Source organism: Coleofasciculus sp. FACHB-542 (assembly GCF_014695825.1).
Taxonomy (GTDB): domain Bacteria; phylum Cyanobacteriota; class Cyanobacteriia; order Cyanobacteriales; family FACHB-T130; genus FACHB-T130.
The window spans coordinates 107,422-123,216 of sequence record NZ_JACJPB010000021.1; the positions used below are offsets into that span (position 1 = coordinate 107,422).

The 15,795-nt window shown below is 46.8% G+C and carries 20 protein-coding genes and 1 riboswitch; of the genes, 6 read left to right on the forward strand and 14 right to left on the reverse strand.

Going from position 1 to position 15,795, the window contains the following annotated elements; translation table 11 throughout:
- Window positions 1-25 precede the first annotated feature (25 nt).
- Together H6F52_RS05980 and H6F52_RS05985 are read left to right on the forward strand one after the other, a co-directional pair.
- The gene (locus H6F52_RS05980) at window positions 26-211 is read left to right on the forward strand and encodes a DUF4089 domain-containing protein (RefSeq protein ID WP_190411431.1); all 186 of its coding nucleotides are present in this window, start codon (window positions 26-28) and stop codon (window positions 209-211) included.
- Window positions 208-1,608 (forward strand): AtzE family amidohydrolase, encoded by a 1,401-nt coding sequence (locus H6F52_RS05985; protein ID WP_190532760.1) that lies wholly within the window; start codon window positions 208-210, stop codon window positions 1,606-1,608. Before H6F52_RS05980 ends, H6F52_RS05985 begins: the two co-directional genes overlap by 4 nt.
- Window positions 1,609-1,928: 320 nt before the next feature.
- Here the strand turns inward: H6F52_RS05985 and H6F52_RS05990 are convergent, their stop codons facing one another.
- The 4 genes from H6F52_RS05990 to H6F52_RS06005 form a co-directional block, all read right to left on the reverse strand.
- Window positions 1,929-2,117 (reverse strand): hypothetical protein, encoded by a 189-nt coding sequence (locus H6F52_RS05990; RefSeq protein ID WP_190411487.1) that lies wholly within the window; start codon window positions 2,115-2,117, stop codon window positions 1,929-1,931.
- A gap of 193 nt (window positions 2,118-2,310) precedes the next feature.
- A complete protein-coding gene (locus H6F52_RS05995) occupies window positions 2,311-3,699 on the reverse strand; it encodes a DegT/DnrJ/EryC1/StrS family aminotransferase (RefSeq protein ID WP_190532762.1) in 1,389 nt (462 codons plus the stop codon).
- 181 nt (window positions 3,700-3,880) lie between these two features.
- Window positions 3,881-4,510, reverse strand: coding sequence for a class I SAM-dependent methyltransferase (locus H6F52_RS06000; protein ID WP_190532765.1), 630 nt, complete (start codon window positions 4,508-4,510; stop codon window positions 3,881-3,883).
- Between the two features lie 149 nt (window positions 4,511-4,659).
- Window positions 4,660-5,181 carry a hypothetical protein gene (locus H6F52_RS06005; protein ID WP_190526835.1) on the reverse strand — a complete coding sequence of 174 codons (522 nt, stop codon included), beginning with the start codon at window positions 5,179-5,181 and terminating at the stop codon, window positions 4,660-4,662.
- A gap of 208 nt (window positions 5,182-5,389) precedes the next feature.
- On the opposite strand from H6F52_RS06005, the gene H6F52_RS06010 reads away from it, so the two are divergent.
- The gene (locus H6F52_RS06010) at window positions 5,390-6,559 is read left to right on the forward strand and encodes an FAD-binding oxidoreductase (RefSeq protein WP_190532868.1); all 1,170 of its coding nucleotides are present in this window, start codon (window positions 5,390-5,392) and stop codon (window positions 6,557-6,559) included.
- Between the two features lie 76 nt (window positions 6,560-6,635).
- Complete coding sequence (locus H6F52_RS06015) at window positions 6,636-7,472, forward strand: sulfite exporter TauE/SafE family protein (RefSeq protein WP_190411427.1); 837 nt, start codon at window positions 6,636-6,638, stop codon at window positions 7,470-7,472.
- Window positions 7,473-7,691: 219 nt separating this feature from the next.
- Here H6F52_RS06015 and H6F52_RS06020 read toward each other — a convergent pair whose 3' ends face one another.
- The 10 genes from H6F52_RS06020 to psbN form a co-directional block, all read right to left on the reverse strand.
- A complete protein-coding gene (locus H6F52_RS06020; RefSeq protein WP_190532768.1) occupies window positions 7,692-8,147 on the reverse strand; it encodes a cupin domain-containing protein in 456 nt (151 codons plus the stop codon).
- 70 nt (window positions 8,148-8,217) lie between these two features.
- A complete protein-coding gene (locus H6F52_RS06025; RefSeq protein ID WP_190532771.1) occupies window positions 8,218-8,997 on the reverse strand; it encodes a cysteine hydrolase family protein in 780 nt (259 codons plus the stop codon).
- A gap of 247 nt (window positions 8,998-9,244) precedes the next feature.
- Window positions 9,245-10,048: an ABC transporter ATP-binding protein gene (locus H6F52_RS06030; RefSeq protein ID WP_190532774.1), complete on the reverse strand. Its 804-nt coding sequence runs from the start codon at window positions 10,046-10,048 to the stop codon at window positions 9,245-9,247.
- Window positions 10,049-10,154: 106 nt separating this feature from the next.
- Window positions 10,155-11,003 carry an ABC transporter permease gene (locus H6F52_RS06035; protein ID WP_190532777.1) on the reverse strand — a complete coding sequence of 283 codons (849 nt, stop codon included), beginning with the start codon at window positions 11,001-11,003 and terminating at the stop codon, window positions 10,155-10,157.
- Window positions 11,000-12,019 carry an ABC transporter substrate-binding protein gene (locus H6F52_RS06040; RefSeq protein ID WP_190532780.1) on the reverse strand — a complete coding sequence of 340 codons (1,020 nt, stop codon included), beginning with the start codon at window positions 12,017-12,019 and terminating at the stop codon, window positions 11,000-11,002. Before H6F52_RS06040 ends, H6F52_RS06035 begins: the two co-directional genes overlap by 4 nt.
- Before the next feature lie 28 nt (window positions 12,020-12,047).
- Window positions 12,048-12,758 carry a hydrogenase nickel incorporation protein HypB gene (gene hypB, locus H6F52_RS06045; protein WP_190532783.1) on the reverse strand — a complete coding sequence of 237 codons (711 nt, stop codon included), beginning with the start codon at window positions 12,756-12,758 and terminating at the stop codon, window positions 12,048-12,050.
- Complete coding sequence (gene hypA, locus H6F52_RS06050) at window positions 12,742-13,128, reverse strand: hydrogenase maturation nickel metallochaperone HypA (protein WP_199300432.1); 387 nt, start codon at window positions 13,126-13,128, stop codon at window positions 12,742-12,744. Before hypA ends, hypB begins: the two co-directional genes overlap by 17 nt.
- A gap of 3 nt (window positions 13,129-13,131) precedes the next feature.
- The gene (gene speB / locus H6F52_RS06055; RefSeq protein WP_190411419.1) at window positions 13,132-14,325 is read right to left on the reverse strand and encodes an agmatinase; all 1,194 of its coding nucleotides are present in this window, start codon (window positions 14,323-14,325) and stop codon (window positions 13,132-13,134) included.
- Window positions 14,326-14,441: 116 nt separating this feature from the next.
- A riboswitch (guanidine-I (ykkC/yxkD leader) is annotated at window positions 14,442-14,575 on the reverse strand.
- Between the two features lie 203 nt (window positions 14,576-14,778).
- A complete protein-coding gene (locus tag H6F52_RS06060; protein ID WP_190532789.1) occupies window positions 14,779-14,943 on the reverse strand; it encodes a hypothetical protein in 165 nt (54 codons plus the stop codon).
- Entirely contained in the window at window positions 14,924-15,055 is a 132-nt protein-coding gene (gene psbN, locus H6F52_RS06065) for a photosystem II reaction center protein PsbN (RefSeq protein ID WP_190411418.1), read from the reverse strand. The genes H6F52_RS06060 and psbN overlap by 20 nt, the downstream gene beginning before the upstream one ends.
- Before the next feature lie 83 nt (window positions 15,056-15,138).
- Between psbN and psbH the strand changes: the two genes are divergently transcribed.
- The gene (psbH, locus tag H6F52_RS06070; protein WP_190411417.1) at window positions 15,139-15,342 is read left to right on the forward strand and encodes a photosystem II reaction center protein PsbH; all 204 of its coding nucleotides are present in this window, start codon (window positions 15,139-15,141) and stop codon (window positions 15,340-15,342) included.
- A gap of 132 nt (window positions 15,343-15,474) precedes the next feature.
- Entirely contained in the window at window positions 15,475-15,747 is a 273-nt protein-coding gene (locus H6F52_RS06075; protein WP_190411416.1) for a TatA/E family twin arginine-targeting protein translocase, read from the forward strand.
- The last annotated feature ends 48 nt before the right edge of the window (window positions 15,748-15,795 follow it).

Genomic DNA, 15,795 nt, shown 5'->3' on the forward strand with positions numbered 1-15,795 from the left:
ACTATTCCCCATTCCCTTTTCCGCAATGACTACTGACGACATCGCTGAAGAATATGTCAATTTGATGGCAAAATTAATTGATTTGCCACTGGCTCCAGAACACCATCCAGGTGTGGTGGAGAATCTGAGTAAAATTGCCGCGATCGCGCAACTCGTCAACGAGTTTCCTCTGCCCGATGAAATCGAAGCCGCACCCGTGTTTCAACCATGAGCCAAGCCTATCCTGACGCTACTCAAATTGCCTATGCCGTGCGGAATTCTGAAGTTTCAGCAAAAGCCGTCGTTGCTGCTACCTTGGCGAGAATTGCCGACCAGAATCAGACGCTGAACTGTTTTACGGCTGTTACGGCTGAGACGGCAATTGCAGACGCCGAAACCATCGATCGCGCGATCGCTCAAGGCGACGATCCGGGTGTTTTAGCAGGGGTACCTTTCGCCGTTAAAAATCTCTTCGATATCGCCGGTTTAACCACCCTCGCAGGCGCAAAAATTAACGCCGAAAATCCTCCAGCGATCCAAGACGCCACCGCCGTTGCCAAACTCAAACAAGCGGGTGCCGTGCTAGTCGGGGCGTTGAACATGGATGAGTACGCTTACGGCTTTGTCACTGAAAACAGCCACTACGGTACATCAGCAAACCCCCACGATCTGACTCGCGTTACCGGAGGTTCTTCTGGAGGTTCTGCGGCGGCTGTGGCATCTGGGTTAGTGCCGCTGACGCTGGGTTCGGATACGAACGGCTCGATCCGCGTTCCTGCGGCATTTTGCGGGGTTTTCGGCTTTAAGCCGACTTATGGGCGTTTGTCAAGAGCAGGCGCGGGATTGTTTTCGAGTAGCTTCGATCATATTGGGCCGTTTGCCCGTTCTGTGCGCGACCTAGCTGCCGTTTTTGATGTCTTGCAAGGGGCAGATGGTAGAGATCCGGTTTGTACAACTCGCCCCCCAGAACCGTGCTTGCCGCATCTTAAGCGGAGCATTGAGGGGTTGCGAATTGCCGTGGCGGATGTTTATTTTGCCCAAGGTGCAGAACCAGAAGCGTTGGAAGCGGTTGCTAATGTCGCGCGGGCGTTAGGCGTGCAAGAAACTGTCACCATCCCGGAACCCCATCGGGCAAGGGCGGCGGCGTATGTGATTACGGCGAGTGAAGGGTCGAATCTGCATTTAGCTTCCTTGCGATCGCGTCCTCAAGATTTCGATCCGGCAACCCGCGATCGCTTTCTAGCGGGTGCCCTCATTCCAGCAAGCTGGTACATTCAGGCGCAAAGATTTCGGCAATGGTACCGCGATCGCGTTCGGGAAATCTTCAGCGAGGTTGATATCATTCTCGCCCCAACCACTCCCTGCATTGCCCCTCCGATTGGACAAGAAAAAATGGCGATCGCTGGAGAAGAGGTGCTAGTCCGTCCCCACTTAGGACTCTTCACGCAACCCCTATCTTTTATTGGTTTGCCGGTTCTCTCTGTCCCCATTCATCGCCCCGATGCCATGCCTTTAGGAGTGCAAATCATCGCCGCACCTTACAACGAGACGCTGATTCTCCGGGTGGCGGCGGTACTGGAGGCACAGGGTATCATTTCAGCGCCAATTGCAAATGGCGATCGCGCTTAACCCGATACATCTCCTTATCGAGATTCAGTTTTTAGAAATCCCATCGCTGATAACGTCGGGGTACGGGGGTTTCTGATCTATCGTTGCCCAAAAGTTAAAGGGTATCCCAAGAAAAAACCTCGGTTGTGTATGCCGAGGTTAATGTCTAGAGAAGAGATATCCGGTTTAGGAAAGTGTTTTAGCCGTGTTGAGCTTTTTCAAACCCCCGATCTTGCTATGGGTGTCAATCGCTCTAACAACCACTCTGTAACACTTCCAGAATTCTTTAATTTTTGAAGTTTCTGCAACAGTAAAGCCATTACACCTTCGTAGGGAGCGGTTTATGTGCGATCGCTTGGATTGGCTGCTACTGCTTTCTTCGGTTTCTTGCCTGCTTTTAGCTCTTGTTTTTCGTCGAAATGCATCTCTAGTGGTTCGCCGACATACACATCAGCCTCCATAAAGAAGCTGTCGGCAGTCATACACTCATCGAGGGTTAGGGTATTCCCTTCTTTATTGGTGTATCGCATGAATGTGTAACCTCGTGTGAACCTATGTAAACTAATATAACATCTTTTTTAATTATCTTGACAGAATTTCAATTTCATAATAAAAATCATGCTTTGGGAGGAGCATCCTGATGCATGCGAATTTAGTCCCACCGCCTCAAGCTTGGGGATATGTGCGTATTCAGTCCGCCTAGTCGCCCTTACATTTTTGCTGTCATGGGGCACACTTCATGGAATTGATTAATTGTGCAAGACACACTAGGTCATTTTCCGGTAAAGATTCAGACACGGGCAGGTAAAGCACATATTGGATCAGCCGTTGTGCATTCTCAGCTGCTTCAGTCGCTGGTTTGTCACCTGACGAAGCGTTATCTATATCTATATCTATAAAGGTCAAACTGGTATTTCCTTGAGTAGCGTCAAAACCAGACTCTCTAAGTTTTGCCATCATTGCTGGGGGATTTGAAACCAGTATGGGAACAACCCAAAACGAGTTGTACTCAGTTTGGCTTCCGGGGCAAGGAATTTCGGGTTTGAGAAGAGACAGAAATTTGCGGGCATTTTTTGACCGCCTTTCAAACCATTGGGTATCGCAGGTTCTTAATCTCTGCCTCAAAAGAACCAGCATCCGAGTCGGAGGACGATACCTAATTTTTGTCAGAATATCTCCTTGAGAAAACCCCCGTGTCATTGAGTTGATCGCGGAGTCGAGATTCTTTCCCAAGTATTTAAGAAAAACCAGTAGAGGGTAATATATCCAAGGAATCGAAAAAAGCTTTAAGCAAAAATACTTAAGGATACGTTTAAAAAACCAAGGCTCGCTCTTGGAGGGATATTGTTGCTCGATCTCTCTCATTTGTTGAGCAAGCGATCGCTCCTGAATGATAGCGATCGCTCCCCCAAGTGCCGTGCAGGACTTAATCGGGCCAAAACTAAATAAACTTACATCCGCATCCTGATAACCGTGATATTTGTCACCAGCAAAAGCTTGGGCACAATCCTCAACCAGGAAAATCTGGTGTTTCTTGCACAGTTCAGCATAAGGCTCCAGATTGATAATCGAGCCGAATAAATGTGCCACAATCAAAACTTTACTTTTTTCCGAAATCAGAGATTCCAGTAACTTCAGATCGGGTGCAAGTGTATCTAAGGAAATATCAACGGGTATCGGTACTAACCCATGCCGTTTCACCACATCAACCATATCCCGAATATTGACACCACTCATCAACACTTCCGACCCAGCAGGAAGGTTTAATGACTGTAGCAGCAGATCGAGAGCTGTTCTAACTGAAAGTGTAACTAGAACCTTGCTACATTCATCAATTTGCTCGTCCCATCCACTCTTACACCCAGGCTTAGAAAGAATTTTGACGCGATCGTATTGTGTTACTAAAAGTTCTCGCTTTCCCAGCCAATCAAATTGAATGTCTCGGATGATTTGCTCTCTGTTTGGGAAGTAAAGAAAGGAAAAAAGACTTGCTATAAGGTCGGCAAAGCTAATATGCAGACGCAATCTAGGATAAACTTTCAACCTTGTTACAGGCGACTTTAAGCTCGACGCTAACGATAAGTTGGTTGTCACATCTTTCACCAGTCGCATTACCCGCCCGGAGCTTAATTCCTGGCTAACAGAATCAAGTTTTCTAAGAGAAGACTGCCTAAGAATTTTAGTTTATTTCAATGGACTTGAGCGATGAGCCTTGAACTTGAGTTTAAGGCGGACTTGGGGCTACACAAAGAGCGCACTCCAAGCACTTCAATTACTTTCCCAAACAATCCTGCTACTTGGTCGCGACACCGGCGATTTGAGGGCTAACAATGGGGAAATCGATCTCAAACTTTTCGTAATTGAGGCGGTCAAAACCAGCGTTTTCCAATGCTACCCAAGTTTCTCGATCTGGGTTGCAACCATCGGCAAGAAATTTCCACACTGGACGCACTCCCTCCTGTACCCGTCGCAAGAAAGTGTCTTGGGGTGCGGCGACGTGTTCGAGAAACAAGAAGCGCCCGCCGGGTTTGAGGACTCGCAAGATTTCATGGAAAGTTGCTGTTAAATCCGGCACCGAACACAAGACAAGGGTACTAACAACCGCATCGATACTGTTATCTTCAGCTTCCAGTCGTTGGGCGCTAATACTGCGGATATCGGGATTGTTTAAGCCATTTCGTTCGGCTTCTTTTCGCAGATAAGGATGCATATACGGGTTCGGCTCGATGCCAATCCAGCGAATGTCTTTGGGATAATAAGGGAAGTTAGCACCCGTTCCGGGGCCAATTTCCAACACGTCGCCGTGCAAGTCAGAAAATAGATCGCGCTTGCGATCGCTTACCAGTTTTTCATATCCAGCGTTGCCTTTGGATAGCAACCACGCAAATAAGCGCTTATTCCAGCAACAGGGACAGCTTTGCATTTGTAACTCCATAGAAATTTCTTATTATCTACTAGCTGCTGACCGAGTGCTGAGTGGCTGTGCTGGGCGGCTATAAAAATACCCTAGGGGCATGGCAATACCATATCCCTAGGGAACACGAACTTTATACGTTATTTAAGCCCGATTCCTTATTCAATCGTCAACTTAAATGTGTATCTGGAATTGGTCAGCTTATAAGGCTGTGCAACCACAACCCGATAATCGCCTGTTGACGTTGCCTGGAAATAAATATTTTGTGGGTGTTCCATCACTTCTCCGTTAGGCCAAACGAAGGTGAAGCCAGACAGTCCTTCGTCGTTGTTATCGGCACCTACGCGATCGCCTTCCCAGGTTATTTCTGTAATAATTGTTTGACCTTTCCGTGCCCTGAAAGTATAGATGTCTTTTTTGCCTAGGGGCACCGCTCCCTTAATCGTAGTAGAGCTTCTCCCCCGTGCAAACTGTACGCGCCGATTGACGCCGGTTTGGGGTTGGGCGGCAATTTGGAGGGTAGTATTGCCTACGTTAGTCTTAGAAACATGAATACCGGAAGCGTTGTTAGTGAGTGCTGTCGCCCATGCTTGGGAGTTCAACAATAGAAATGCGCCTGCACCGAGTAGCGCCAGCGTTGAAACATATTTGTAATTAAATTTACGAAGACCGAATGCCATGTGTTAACCTTCCTTTGAACTGAAGACGAGTTGTCGGCATCTGCACTTAGCACCCTTCAACTGCCTGCTTTTTGGTTCTTCAAATCGACGAAAAGCATTTCCAGAAATCGGGCAAAACCAAGGCTTGTTAGGGTTACAGAGCTTTACAGAGCGTGTGTGCGCGGGGAAGGAAAATCGTCATTAGACGCAGGAATGACCAATGGCAATGATGAAAACTTACGACTGGATTGTTGTCGGCGGCGGCATTACAGGCGCGGCGCTGGCTTACGAACTGGCAATCAAAGGCTTTTCGGTTCTTTTGTTAGAGCAACACGCCTCACTGCAAGGTGCCACTCGCTATAGTTATGGTGGAATTGCCTACTGGTCAGGGACGACTGAGTTGACGCGACAGTTATGTGCTGAGGGGATTGAGCGTCACCGCATTTTATCTGAGGAATTAGACACCGATACCCAGTTCCGCGAATTGGATTTAATTTTGACGATTGGTACTGATGACGATCCGGAGAAAGTTGCTGCCAACTACGCTGAGTTTGCAATTCCGCCTCGGTTACTCAGCGTTGCAGAAGCTTGCGAGATAGAACCGCTACTCAATCCAGATGCGATCGCAGCTGCTTTAACGGTTCGTCACGGTCACATTGAACCCGAAAAACTAACTCAAGGCTACACTCAAGCTTTTCGCCGCGCTGGGGGTGAGGTGCAAATCGATCGGGTGGTGGAACTACTCGGCACAGGCTCAAAGATTCAGGGAGTCAAAACCGCAACTGCAACCTACCACGCTGCCAAAACCGTTATTTGTGCCGGTGCCATGAGTCGGCAGCTACTCAAAGCTGCGGAGATTCCAATCCGCTTGTATTTCACCCATACCGAACTCATCGAAACGCCACCCATTGATGTACAGTTGCAGACAACGGTGATGCCAGCAGAGATCAAACGCTTTCAACTAGAAGCCCAAGCAACTATCCCTGAACACGATCGCTTATGGGATGAACCCGATTATGAGCCTGTTCCACCGATTCTAGATGCCGGTGCGATTCAGTTCCAAGATGGCAGTTTACGCATCGGTCAAATTAGCCGAGTTCTGACCGCTCCCAACGCTAAAATTGATGCGGCCCAAAGTGAAGCGAACCTCCGCGCTGCGGTTGGTAAAATCTTACCTGCACTAGAAAATCTACCCGGAAAGTGGCATCACTGCTTGGTTGCGTTTAGTAGCGATCGCCTTCCCTTAGTTGGGGCACTCAATAACGTAGACGGCGCTTATCTCTTCTCCGGATTCTCAAATCCCTTGGTATTCGTGCCATCCTTAGCCAAGCATTTTGCTAGTTGGGCAGCAGGTCAAGAAGACGAGGTTCTCACCCAATTATCGCCGCTACAGTTGTAGCGATACAATCCCTATTAGTCTGCGTAGGCAGGCTTTGTTTGTATAGCCGCGACTTCAATCGTCAGGGGTTTTTACTATGACAACCACGAGTTTATTGATTTTTGCGATCGCTGGACTCTTTGCCGGAATTCTCGCGGGATTTTTAGGCATTGGCGGTGGTACGGTTCTTGTCCCCTTATTAGTCGCTTTGAAATACACACCCGTGCAAGCGGTTGGCACCAGTAGCCTAGCAATTTTAATTACGGCAATTTCTGGCAGTGTCCAAAACTGGCGGATGGGGTTATTCAGCTTCAAAAGAGTGATTGCCATTGGATTTCCTGCTGTAGTCACTGCACAAATTGGTGCTTATTTAGCTACCCAATTCCGTCCTTATTTACTGCTAGCAGCTTTTGGATTATTGCTACTTTTAAATATTTACTTAGTTGAACTACGCAAGCAGCTAACAATCAAGAAGAAGCAGGAAGAAGAACAGGAACTAAAAACTCCAGGTAGCCACGATACCATCCCTAAAAATTCAAACATCTTCTTCAATCCAAATTTTGCCAGAATTGCCACTGGCAGCGCTGCTGGGATACTCGCAGGTTTATTTGGGGTTGGTGGCGGTGTAATTATGGTGCCGCTGCAAATTTTACTTTTAGGAGAAACCATCAAAGTCGCCATTCAAACCAGTTTAGGTGTCATCGTTATTACAGCTATATCAGCGACTATCGGACACGCTTTTAGAGGCAATGTTTTGTTAGTTGAAGGACTTCTTTTAGGATGTGGTGGTTTCTTGGGGGCGCAAATAAGCACGCGCTTTCTCCCCAAATTGCCCGATGAAGTCGTCAGTTTAGCCTTTCGCACCTTGCTAGGGATTTTATCTATTTATGTTTTTTGGCAAGCATGGCAAAACTATAACAATTTTAAAATTTAAGATTATCTAAAAACAGTTTTTAGATAAGTTGAAACTTTAAATTACAATAAGTACCTTTCTCTATTTATTGAATTTATTTGTATTGATAACGAGCCTGGTTTAGTTATCAGATACGAGCGGTTCAGATCCCCGACTTCTGCGAGAAGTCGGGGATCTCGCCTTCACTCATAACTCGTAACTAATAACTAAGCAGACAAACCGTTTCTTTCTCTTGAACCTTTAGCAGGCGACAAGCGCATCTGAACGATTCAGAACTCTTAAATCCTCCTCATCCAACTCGACGGGGACGCCGCTGCGAATCAGTTCCACAAAGTCCTCGTTGGGAACCATAAAGCACAGCGTATACAAGCGATCGCAACCTGTATTTTCAATTTTATGAATCCCCGTCGGCGGTACTAATAAGCTGTCTCCAGGGCAAATCGGGACGGTTTTGCCGTCGCAAGTCGCAAGTCCTTGCCCCTTGAGGACAAAAAACATCTCCACAGCCATTTGGTGACGATTGGGAGGAGTTTTCCCACCAACATCAAAAATTTCTACACAAAACGTTAATGAAACGTTAGCGCTTGCCGGATCGAAGACAATCGCTAACCGATTACTATCCTCAGGACTGATGCGAAAGGCTTGATAGTCTCTGGGAGACTTGACGATCGGAATCATGCAACGGGACGAGTCCATCGGGCATTTCTCCTCTAAAAGAGAGCAATATGGCTAATGGCTAATTGTTCGTTACCATTGGCGATTAGCATTAGCGGTTAGCCAACTTAATTGCTTCTACGATAGCTTGAGAATCTGCCACGAAACCAAAACACTGTTTTACGTTATAAAGAGTAGCTTGCCAGCAATACTCTGGCGATGTGGTAGCAGTACCATCCTTCACCAAAATGCAGTCATAGCCGAGAAAGTTAGCGTCTTGCAGCGTTGCCATCACGCACTGATCTGCATTAACTCCGGCAAAGAACAAAGTCGTTTTTCCCAGGTTCCGCAGGATGCTGTCGAGAGGTGTATCCCAAAAACCGCTCATCCGGTACTTATCGACGCGGATATCTTCCGGTTTTGGTTCCAATTCATCCACCACCGCCGCCGCCCAACTGCCCACCATCAGCACTGGCGCACCATTCGCGGGCAGTGGATCTCCTAAACCCACACCATCGCCCGTGGGATTATAAACATGGCGTACACTAGCGCTGATATTGAGTAAGTCGGGACGGTTTCCCCAGTTAACCCAAATCACCGGAACGTTTGCCGTTCGCAATTCTGGCAACAGCGTTTTAAGCGGACTGATGGGAGTTCGGGCGGGTGTCACGTCTACGCCAATGTGGGCTAGCCAGCCATCTGGATGGCAGAAATCATTCTGCATATCAATCACCAAAATTGCGGCTTTTGCCAAATCTAGGCGTAGCGTCTTGGTTTCTGTGGCTAGGGTGACAACTTGCGGTTTTAAAGGCGGGCGCGTGATATCAGCAATTTCCGCATCAACTGCCCAAGCATTCGGGGGCACACCCAAGGTACGGAGGGGTCGATTCATAGGGAGAGTGCTAGGGGGCGATCTTGAGAAATACTACTTTTTCTGCCCAGGACTCTTAAATTTTTCTATTTCTTAACTTCAAGGGAAAATGCGCGAGTTCTACACTACAGCCGGTTTGGAGATATTCCCAGACCTAACCCCCAGCCCCTTCTCTACAAGGGAAGGGGAGCCATTTTCAAAGCCCCTTTCCGTATCGGAGAGGGGTTTGGGATGAGGTTTCGGAACAAGAATGAAACAATCTTGTTGCTTACACCACCATCGGTAACTCTTGAAAGCTACTTTTTAGTAAAGTTTTATCTTCCTCGGCGCGGAGGAGTCCCATTACCCGATCCTTATAATCCTGAAACAGAGGATTGCACTTAATCTCATAAGTGCGATCGCTCGGCAGTTTTATACTTAATTCTTCTTTAACCGTACCTGGACGCGAACTCAGCACATAGATGCGTTGAGAGAGAAAAACGGCTTCCTCAACATCGTGAGTAATCATAAATATTGTTGTCCGCGTGCGTTGCCAGACTTCTAGTAAAAATTGCTGCATCGCTTCTTTCGTCTGCACATCCAACGCCCCAAATGGTTCATCCATCAGTAAAATTTTCGGTTGCGAGGCTAAAGCACGCGCGATCGCTACCCGTTGCTTCATCCCGCCTGAGAGTTCCTTCGGAAGTGACTTGGCAAACCCAGACAACCCCACCACCTCCAGATAATAAGCCACCCGTCGCCGTCGTTCTACCGAGGAGACACCTTGCAGCTTTAAACCAAATCCCACGTTCTCTGCAACCGTCATCCACGGATACAGCGTATAGCTCTGGAACACCATTCCCCGGTCAGGGCCAGGTCCCGTCACGCGCACCCCATCGACCAAAACTTCCCCCGCCGTGGGAGTATCCAATCCAGCAATCAACCGTAGCAATGTTGACTTACCAGAACCCGAAGCACCCACCGCACAGATACATTCTCCCTCTTCAATCTGCAAATTGATATTTTTGAGAGCAACGAGCGAACCGCGTCGAATTGGAAATTGTTTATGGAGTTGAGAAACTTGCAAATGCATAGTGAGTGATAATTTTAAGTTTTTAGATTGAGTTGCCCACTCTAATCGTCATTGGTCACTAGCACCGAACGAATCCTTCAAAACCAATGACTGCTTACTTCTTTTCTTAATCATTAGCCCACTTACAAGACACGCGCAGTAACAATCGAAACAAAAGGTCGATCGTCAAACCAATCAAGCCAATTACAATCAGTCCCGCAAAAATTTCATCGGTCTTGAGAAATCTTTGGGCGACACTAATACGGCGACCCAAGCCTTCTGTCGCTGCCACCAACTCGGACACGATGACTAAGTTCCAAGAAGCTGCCATATTGACGCGACCCGCATCGATAATACTCGGAAGAATAAAGGGAAAAATTACTTGCAATAAAACTTGCTTTCGCTGACCGCCCAAGGTGTAGGAAGTTTCCAATAGCTCTTTCGGTACAAACTTCACCGCATCCATCACCATGAGCGTGTTAAAAAATAGCGTTCCGATAAAAATCAGCAGAATTTTTGGTTCTTCTCCCAGACCAAAATACAAAATTAGTAAGGGAATAAAAGCCGGTGCTGGCATATAACGCACAATGCCAATAATCGGTTCCATCAGCGCTCGAATGCTGGAAAAAGTTCCCATCAGTATCCCTAAGGGAATTGCAATCAGCGCCGCCAGAGAAAAGCCACTCAGAACGCGAAACAGGCTATAGGCAATATCTTTTTGCAAATCGCCAGTTCCTAAAAGCCTCTGAAAAGCGCCCCAAACTTGAGCGGGAGTCGGCAAAAATAAAGGTGCGACTATCCCAGCATTGGAGACTATCCACCAAAGAGCAACCGGGATGCAAATTGACAGAACCATTAAAGTCCATGCCAATTTTTTAGGAATCTCCTCACCAATGCGCCAGAAGACGCTAGGCGATAACATTTTACGAGGACGAGCGGAATTATTTTCCGGCAAATCTTCAGCGTAGCGGTTCATGAGTTTTGCTTTGCCGCGTAGGCTTTGATAAACTGATCGTCAAATATTTGGGTGAGATTCGGAGCCTGTTTAGCTAACTTAGCCTCAACTAAAAATTTGCTAATTTCTTGAGCGGCGTAACCCAAAGAGGTCATGTCATTACCGGGACTAAATGCTTTCAAATTATCTTCAATGGTAAAGATTTTAGTCCCGGCTTCGTATTTTTTGTATTCATCAACCGTGACCCCAGCCCGTTTTGCCATCGCGGCGTAAGCTTTGTCAGGATTGGTGCGGATAAACGCCAAGGTATCGAACCATGTATTGACCAAAGCTTGCACGTCTTGAGGACGTTCGTTAATCAGTTTTCGACTGACTGTTAAATGATCGGGAATTGCTCCTGGAAAGTCCTTAGAACTGAATAACTCTTTACTTCCAGCACGTTCTAATGCCTTGCTGGTAAACGGTGCAAAAACTCCAACTGCATCCACTTGACCCGCAACAAAAGCAGCTGAGGCTGCGCCGGTTTCTAAAGGCTGAAAAGTAATATCAGCCTGGGTTAAACCCGCTTTTTTCAGTCCGAGAAGTAGCAAGAAATGATCGACGGTTCCTTCTTCAGCAGCGATTTTTTTCCCTTTGAGGTCGGCAATACTATTGATACCTTCCCGAACAATAATTTTATCGTTGCCTGTTGAATTGTCATTAACTAATACAATCACTTGATCGGAACCAGCAGCCACTGAGCTGATCGTGTCATTCAAGGTTTGGGTATTCGCGCTGAGCTGACCAGCATTGAGGGCGTTAATGGAATCTAAATAGCCATCAAACCACTTCAAATTCACATTAACTTTGTTCGCGTCAAACAGCTTTTCTTCCTGAGCCACCTGCCAGGGCAACCACCCAGGCCAGACACTGAAACCCATTTGAATTGTTTCAGTTTTTGAGGATGTAGCGGTTTGCTGGGGGTTAGCACAACTAACCGTAATGACGAGGCTGAGCAAAAAGACTGAGAATAGAGAAAGGAACTGGCGGGTCTTCATTGAGTCTCACTCTTTACTAGCAGGCTCATTAGGCGGGTAGCATTTCTGTTGCCGCAGCAGATGAACGTTGATTTAAAACTTGCGATTTTACCCAATCAAACCAATTTTCTAATCCCTCACCTGTCTTGGCAGAAACCGCAATAATTGTCACATGAGGGTTCATCTGACGGACGTTAGCGGCAATCCGATTAATATCAATATCGAGATAAGGAGCCAAATCGATCTTGGTAATTAACAAACAATCCGCTTCTTGAAACATGACCGGATACTTGAGGGGTTTATCTTCTCCTTCAGTCACGCTCAACAAAGCAACTTTAACGTGTTCTCCTACTTCAAACTCAGCAGGACAAACTAAATTACCGACATTTTCAACTAGCACTAAATCAAAATCCGAAGGATTATATTGGTGTTCTAGTTGATGAATTCCCCCAGCTACCATCTTGGAATCCAAGTGGCAGGAACGCCCCGTGTTAATTGCAATAACAGGGACTCCATATTGACGCAAACGGTCGGCATCCAACTCCGTCGTCATATCCCCTTCAATTACGGCGATTTTCAAATCATCCGTCAAAACGGCAAGCGATCGCTCTAACAGTGCCGTTTTACCCGCCCCAGGACTACTCATAATATTGAAACAAGTAATCCCCCACTCATCGAAATGCGCCCGGTTATGATCGGCTCCTTTCTGATTAGCATGGAGCAAGTTAATTCCCAATGCAGCGTCAAATGTTTGATGCATAAGCGTTTTTCTGTACCTCGTCAAAACTATACTCAATTCGGTCAATTTTTAGTTCTCTACCTGAGCGAATATCCTCCATTGGTGAGTGACACTCAGGGCAGCTGTATTGCAACCCAACTTGGGGTGCATATTCTTGTTGGCAGCGGTGACAAAAGGCAATCAGCGGTGTTTCCTGAATCACCAGTTCTACCCCTTCTAAAAAGGTGTTGCCAGTCTGTACTTCAAAAGCAAATTTTAGACTGACAGGTTCGACACAAGTGAACTTACCAACAATTAAGTGAATCTGGGTAATCTGGGGGCGCTCTGTCTGGGATTCCCACCAGTCTTTTACTGTGAAAATGAGCGCCTTTGTCATGTCAGTTTCGTGCAAGGCTCAACTCCACTCTGCAACTAATTCTGGTTGGGCGTAGGGGTGAATGTATGCGGCTTTTTCTTTTCGAGGTAACTGTCCTGACAGCACTAGATGCGCCATCGTGTCGCAAATCACTCGCGTTGCCATCAAAGATGTCATGTCGCTGATGTCGTAAGGGGGCGACACTTCCACCACCTCAAGCCCGCAAACGGGTGCTTTCTGAACAATTTTGCCCAGCATATAAAGAGCCTCGCGGGGTAATAATCCACCTGGTTCAGGCCAACCCGTTCCTGGGACAAAACCGGCATCAATGCAGTCAATATCAAAGCTGATATAAACGCAGTCGGTTCCGTCTAAAGCTCTTTCTAGAGCGAAGTTTACCGCTGCATCCAAACCCATTTCTGTGATGTCTGTAACTGTCAGAATATTTGTGGCTCGTTCTCGACAGACTTTTACACCTTGACGCGGCACTTGCCAGCCGCCGATTCCTAATTGCACGAGGTTTTTTGGATTGGCATTTTTGATGTTTGTGGCATGGAACCAAGGGCAGGTGTGCATGCGCTCATCAAGGTCTGTTTCCTGGGTATCGACGTGGCGATCAAAGTGAATAATTCCGAGTTTTTTATCGCCTAAATGGCGACAAACTCCCCGCACTGTGGGATAGCCAATTGAATGATCGCCCCCCAAAATTATTGGGAAAGCACCGGAACTAAAGATGTGAGCAATTCCTTTAGAAATTTGGTCAAATGACTTTTCGTTATTTCCCGGAATTGTGAAAATATCTCCAACATCACACAGAGTTATTTGCTCTCGCAAATCGACGCCTAATTCAAAGTTGTAGGGCGTATACAAAGCCGAAATCCGCCGAATTCCTTGGGGTCCAAACCGGGTTCCAGGCCGGTAGGTGGTGCCAGAATCATGCGGTACGCCTACAATTGCAACATCGTATTCACCGACTTTTCGCACATCTTCTATATAAGGTGCTTTCAGGAAGGTGTTAATGCCTGCGTAGTGGGGAAGTTCGCCGCGAGAGAAGGTGGAAATAGAGCGATCGCGTATACTTTCTGCTGCCTCTAATCCAAACTCTAACCCTTTTGCAACCTCCTGTTGCCAGCCTGTCATTGGCAGATGGGTTTCTTTCTCTAAGGCGCGACTCGCTTCAGTAGACGGCGGCTGAAAATCCGAATTCGAGTTTTGAGAATTTATGTCAGTCATGTTTGGAAAAATGGGATGTTTCGTCAGTCTAAAAGCTCTATTTTTTCTCCCAAGTCAAAGAAGACTTGCAAAAACAATAGCCCGGGTAAGCCATAACAGATAAGCTTCTGCTATGTACCTCCCGGGCTTTTCTCCCGCCGTGTAACCAGTCCGTGTTTCAATTTCTAAAAACACTCCATGACTGATTCGCTTCTCTCGGACCAGCCGTTTAAATCTTTAGACGTAAACCGGAACCCTAGAAGCTATTAATTTTTTTTACCCGATAGCTATCAATATTTGTTGGATGAACTTTGAAAGCTTAAATGTATAGATATCAATAAATTTTAAGGGAGAATGTAATCAAAGTTACAATTTGGCGGATTCCCCCCTGGGGGGAATCCAGAGTCAAGCGATCGCTACCTAGATGAACGCTCGCATCACAGCCTACAAGCAGGATTTTGCTATCGAGAAGGCTCAAATCCTACCGGACACCGCAGCCAAACCTGGATGCAAACGACTCCAGGCTTGGCGCATCATCAGCGCCCAATTAGGACAATCTTGTGTAGCTACGCTTACCCCTAAGAGCGATCGCCCTACACGGGTCAGTCGTCGGAAAGCTTTAGTCTTCGTGATCTTCAAACGGATCGCTCAATTCCTTAGAAGGAGGCCCGAACGCAGTGTAGATGGTGAAACCAGTGATAGCGACGAGAAAGGTAGCGATAGAAATGCTAAGAACTGTTGCGGGTTCCATAGGTGATATAATTTATGAGAGCAGTTCCTATACAATATTACAAAACGTTAAAAACTTCTGTCGAGATTGATCCTAGGAAAGCTATGGCACAACGGACTTGGTTAGGAGATGTCCTCAAACCCCTTAACTCTGAATATGGGAAAGTATCTCCGGGGTGGGGCACTACGCCATTGATGGGCGTCTTTATGGTGCTATTTTTGGTCTTTTTACTGATTATTCTGCAACTTTACAATTCCTCACTCCTCGTTGAGGGTGTTGATGTCGATTGGAAAAGCCTAGGGCGTTAATCGACTGTAATCTGGCGCGAAGTCCTTGGGCTTTACATAACGCCACGATTAAAAAACACTGATGCTTTCCCGGCTAGACCGGGTTTTTTTGTCGGTTCTATACTAAAGTTAACCTTTTGCACGAAAAATCCTATGAATATCTTTGGCATCGGTCTGCCGGAAATGGCGCTGATTATGGTTGTGGCTCTTTTGATTTTTGGTCCCAAAAAGTTGCCAGAAATTGGTCGCAGTATGGGCAAGGCAATTCGCGGCTTCCAGGAAGCATCCAGAGAATTTGAAACTGAGTTCAAGCAGGAAGCAGAGCAGATAGAACAAGCTGTCAAGACACTTCCCCAGGCTGACTCAGAGAAAGTAGCAAACGGAAAGTCAGAGAATCCCGCAACTAGCTCATCGCAACACAGCTAAAACTGGCAATTCTCGTTGCCACGCTAGCGATTCTCACTCTTAGTGGAA

Excerpts from the sequence above, each read along its gene's own strand:
- H6F52_RS05980 (WP_190411431.1), top strand. The coding sequence starts at position 26 with ATGACTACTGACGACATCGCTGAAGAATATGTCAATTTGATGGCAAAA.
- H6F52_RS05985 (WP_190532760.1), top strand. The coding sequence starts at position 208 with ATGAGCCAAGCCTATCCTGACGCTACTCAAATTGCCTATGCCGTGCGG.
- H6F52_RS05990 (WP_190411487.1), bottom strand. The coding sequence starts at position 2,117 with ATGCGATACACCAATAAAGAAGGGAATACCCTAACCCTCGATGAGTGT.
- H6F52_RS05995 (WP_190532762.1), bottom strand. The coding sequence starts at position 3,699 with ATGCGACTGGTGAAAGATGTGACAACCAACTTATCGTTAGCGTCGAGC.
- H6F52_RS06000 (WP_190532765.1), bottom strand. The coding sequence starts at position 4,510 with ATGCAAAGCTGTCCCTGTTGCTGGAATAAGCGCTTATTTGCGTGGTTG.
- H6F52_RS06005 (WP_190526835.1), bottom strand. The coding sequence starts at position 5,181 with ATGGCATTCGGTCTTCGTAAATTTAATTACAAATATGTTTCAACGCTG.
- H6F52_RS06010 (WP_190532868.1), top strand. The coding sequence starts at position 5,390 with ATGAAAACTTACGACTGGATTGTTGTCGGCGGCGGCATTACAGGCGCG.
- H6F52_RS06015 (WP_190411427.1), top strand. The coding sequence starts at position 6,636 with ATGACAACCACGAGTTTATTGATTTTTGCGATCGCTGGACTCTTTGCC.
- H6F52_RS06020 (WP_190532768.1), bottom strand. The coding sequence starts at position 8,147 with ATGGACTCGTCCCGTTGCATGATTCCGATCGTCAAGTCTCCCAGAGAC.
- H6F52_RS06025 (WP_190532771.1), bottom strand. The coding sequence starts at position 8,997 with ATGAATCGACCCCTCCGTACCTTGGGTGTGCCCCCGAATGCTTGGGCA.
- H6F52_RS06030 (WP_190532774.1), bottom strand. The coding sequence starts at position 10,048 with ATGCATTTGCAAGTTTCTCAACTCCATAAACAATTTCCAATTCGACGC.
- H6F52_RS06035 (WP_190532777.1), bottom strand. The coding sequence starts at position 11,003 with ATGAACCGCTACGCTGAAGATTTGCCGGAAAATAATTCCGCTCGTCCT.
- H6F52_RS06040 (WP_190532780.1), bottom strand. The coding sequence starts at position 12,019 with ATGAAGACCCGCCAGTTCCTTTCTCTATTCTCAGTCTTTTTGCTCAGC.
- hypB (WP_190532783.1), bottom strand. The coding sequence starts at position 12,758 with ATGCATCAAACATTTGACGCTGCATTGGGAATTAACTTGCTCCATGCT.
- speB (WP_190411419.1), bottom strand. The coding sequence starts at position 14,325 with ATGACTGACATAAATTCTCAAAACTCGAATTCGGATTTTCAGCCGCCG.
- psbN (WP_190411418.1), bottom strand. The coding sequence starts at position 15,055 with ATGGAACCCGCAACAGTTCTTAGCATTTCTATCGCTACCTTTCTCGTC.
- psbH (WP_190411417.1), top strand. The coding sequence starts at position 15,139 with ATGGCACAACGGACTTGGTTAGGAGATGTCCTCAAACCCCTTAACTCT.
- H6F52_RS06075 (WP_190411416.1), top strand. The coding sequence starts at position 15,475 with ATGAATATCTTTGGCATCGGTCTGCCGGAAATGGCGCTGATTATGGTT.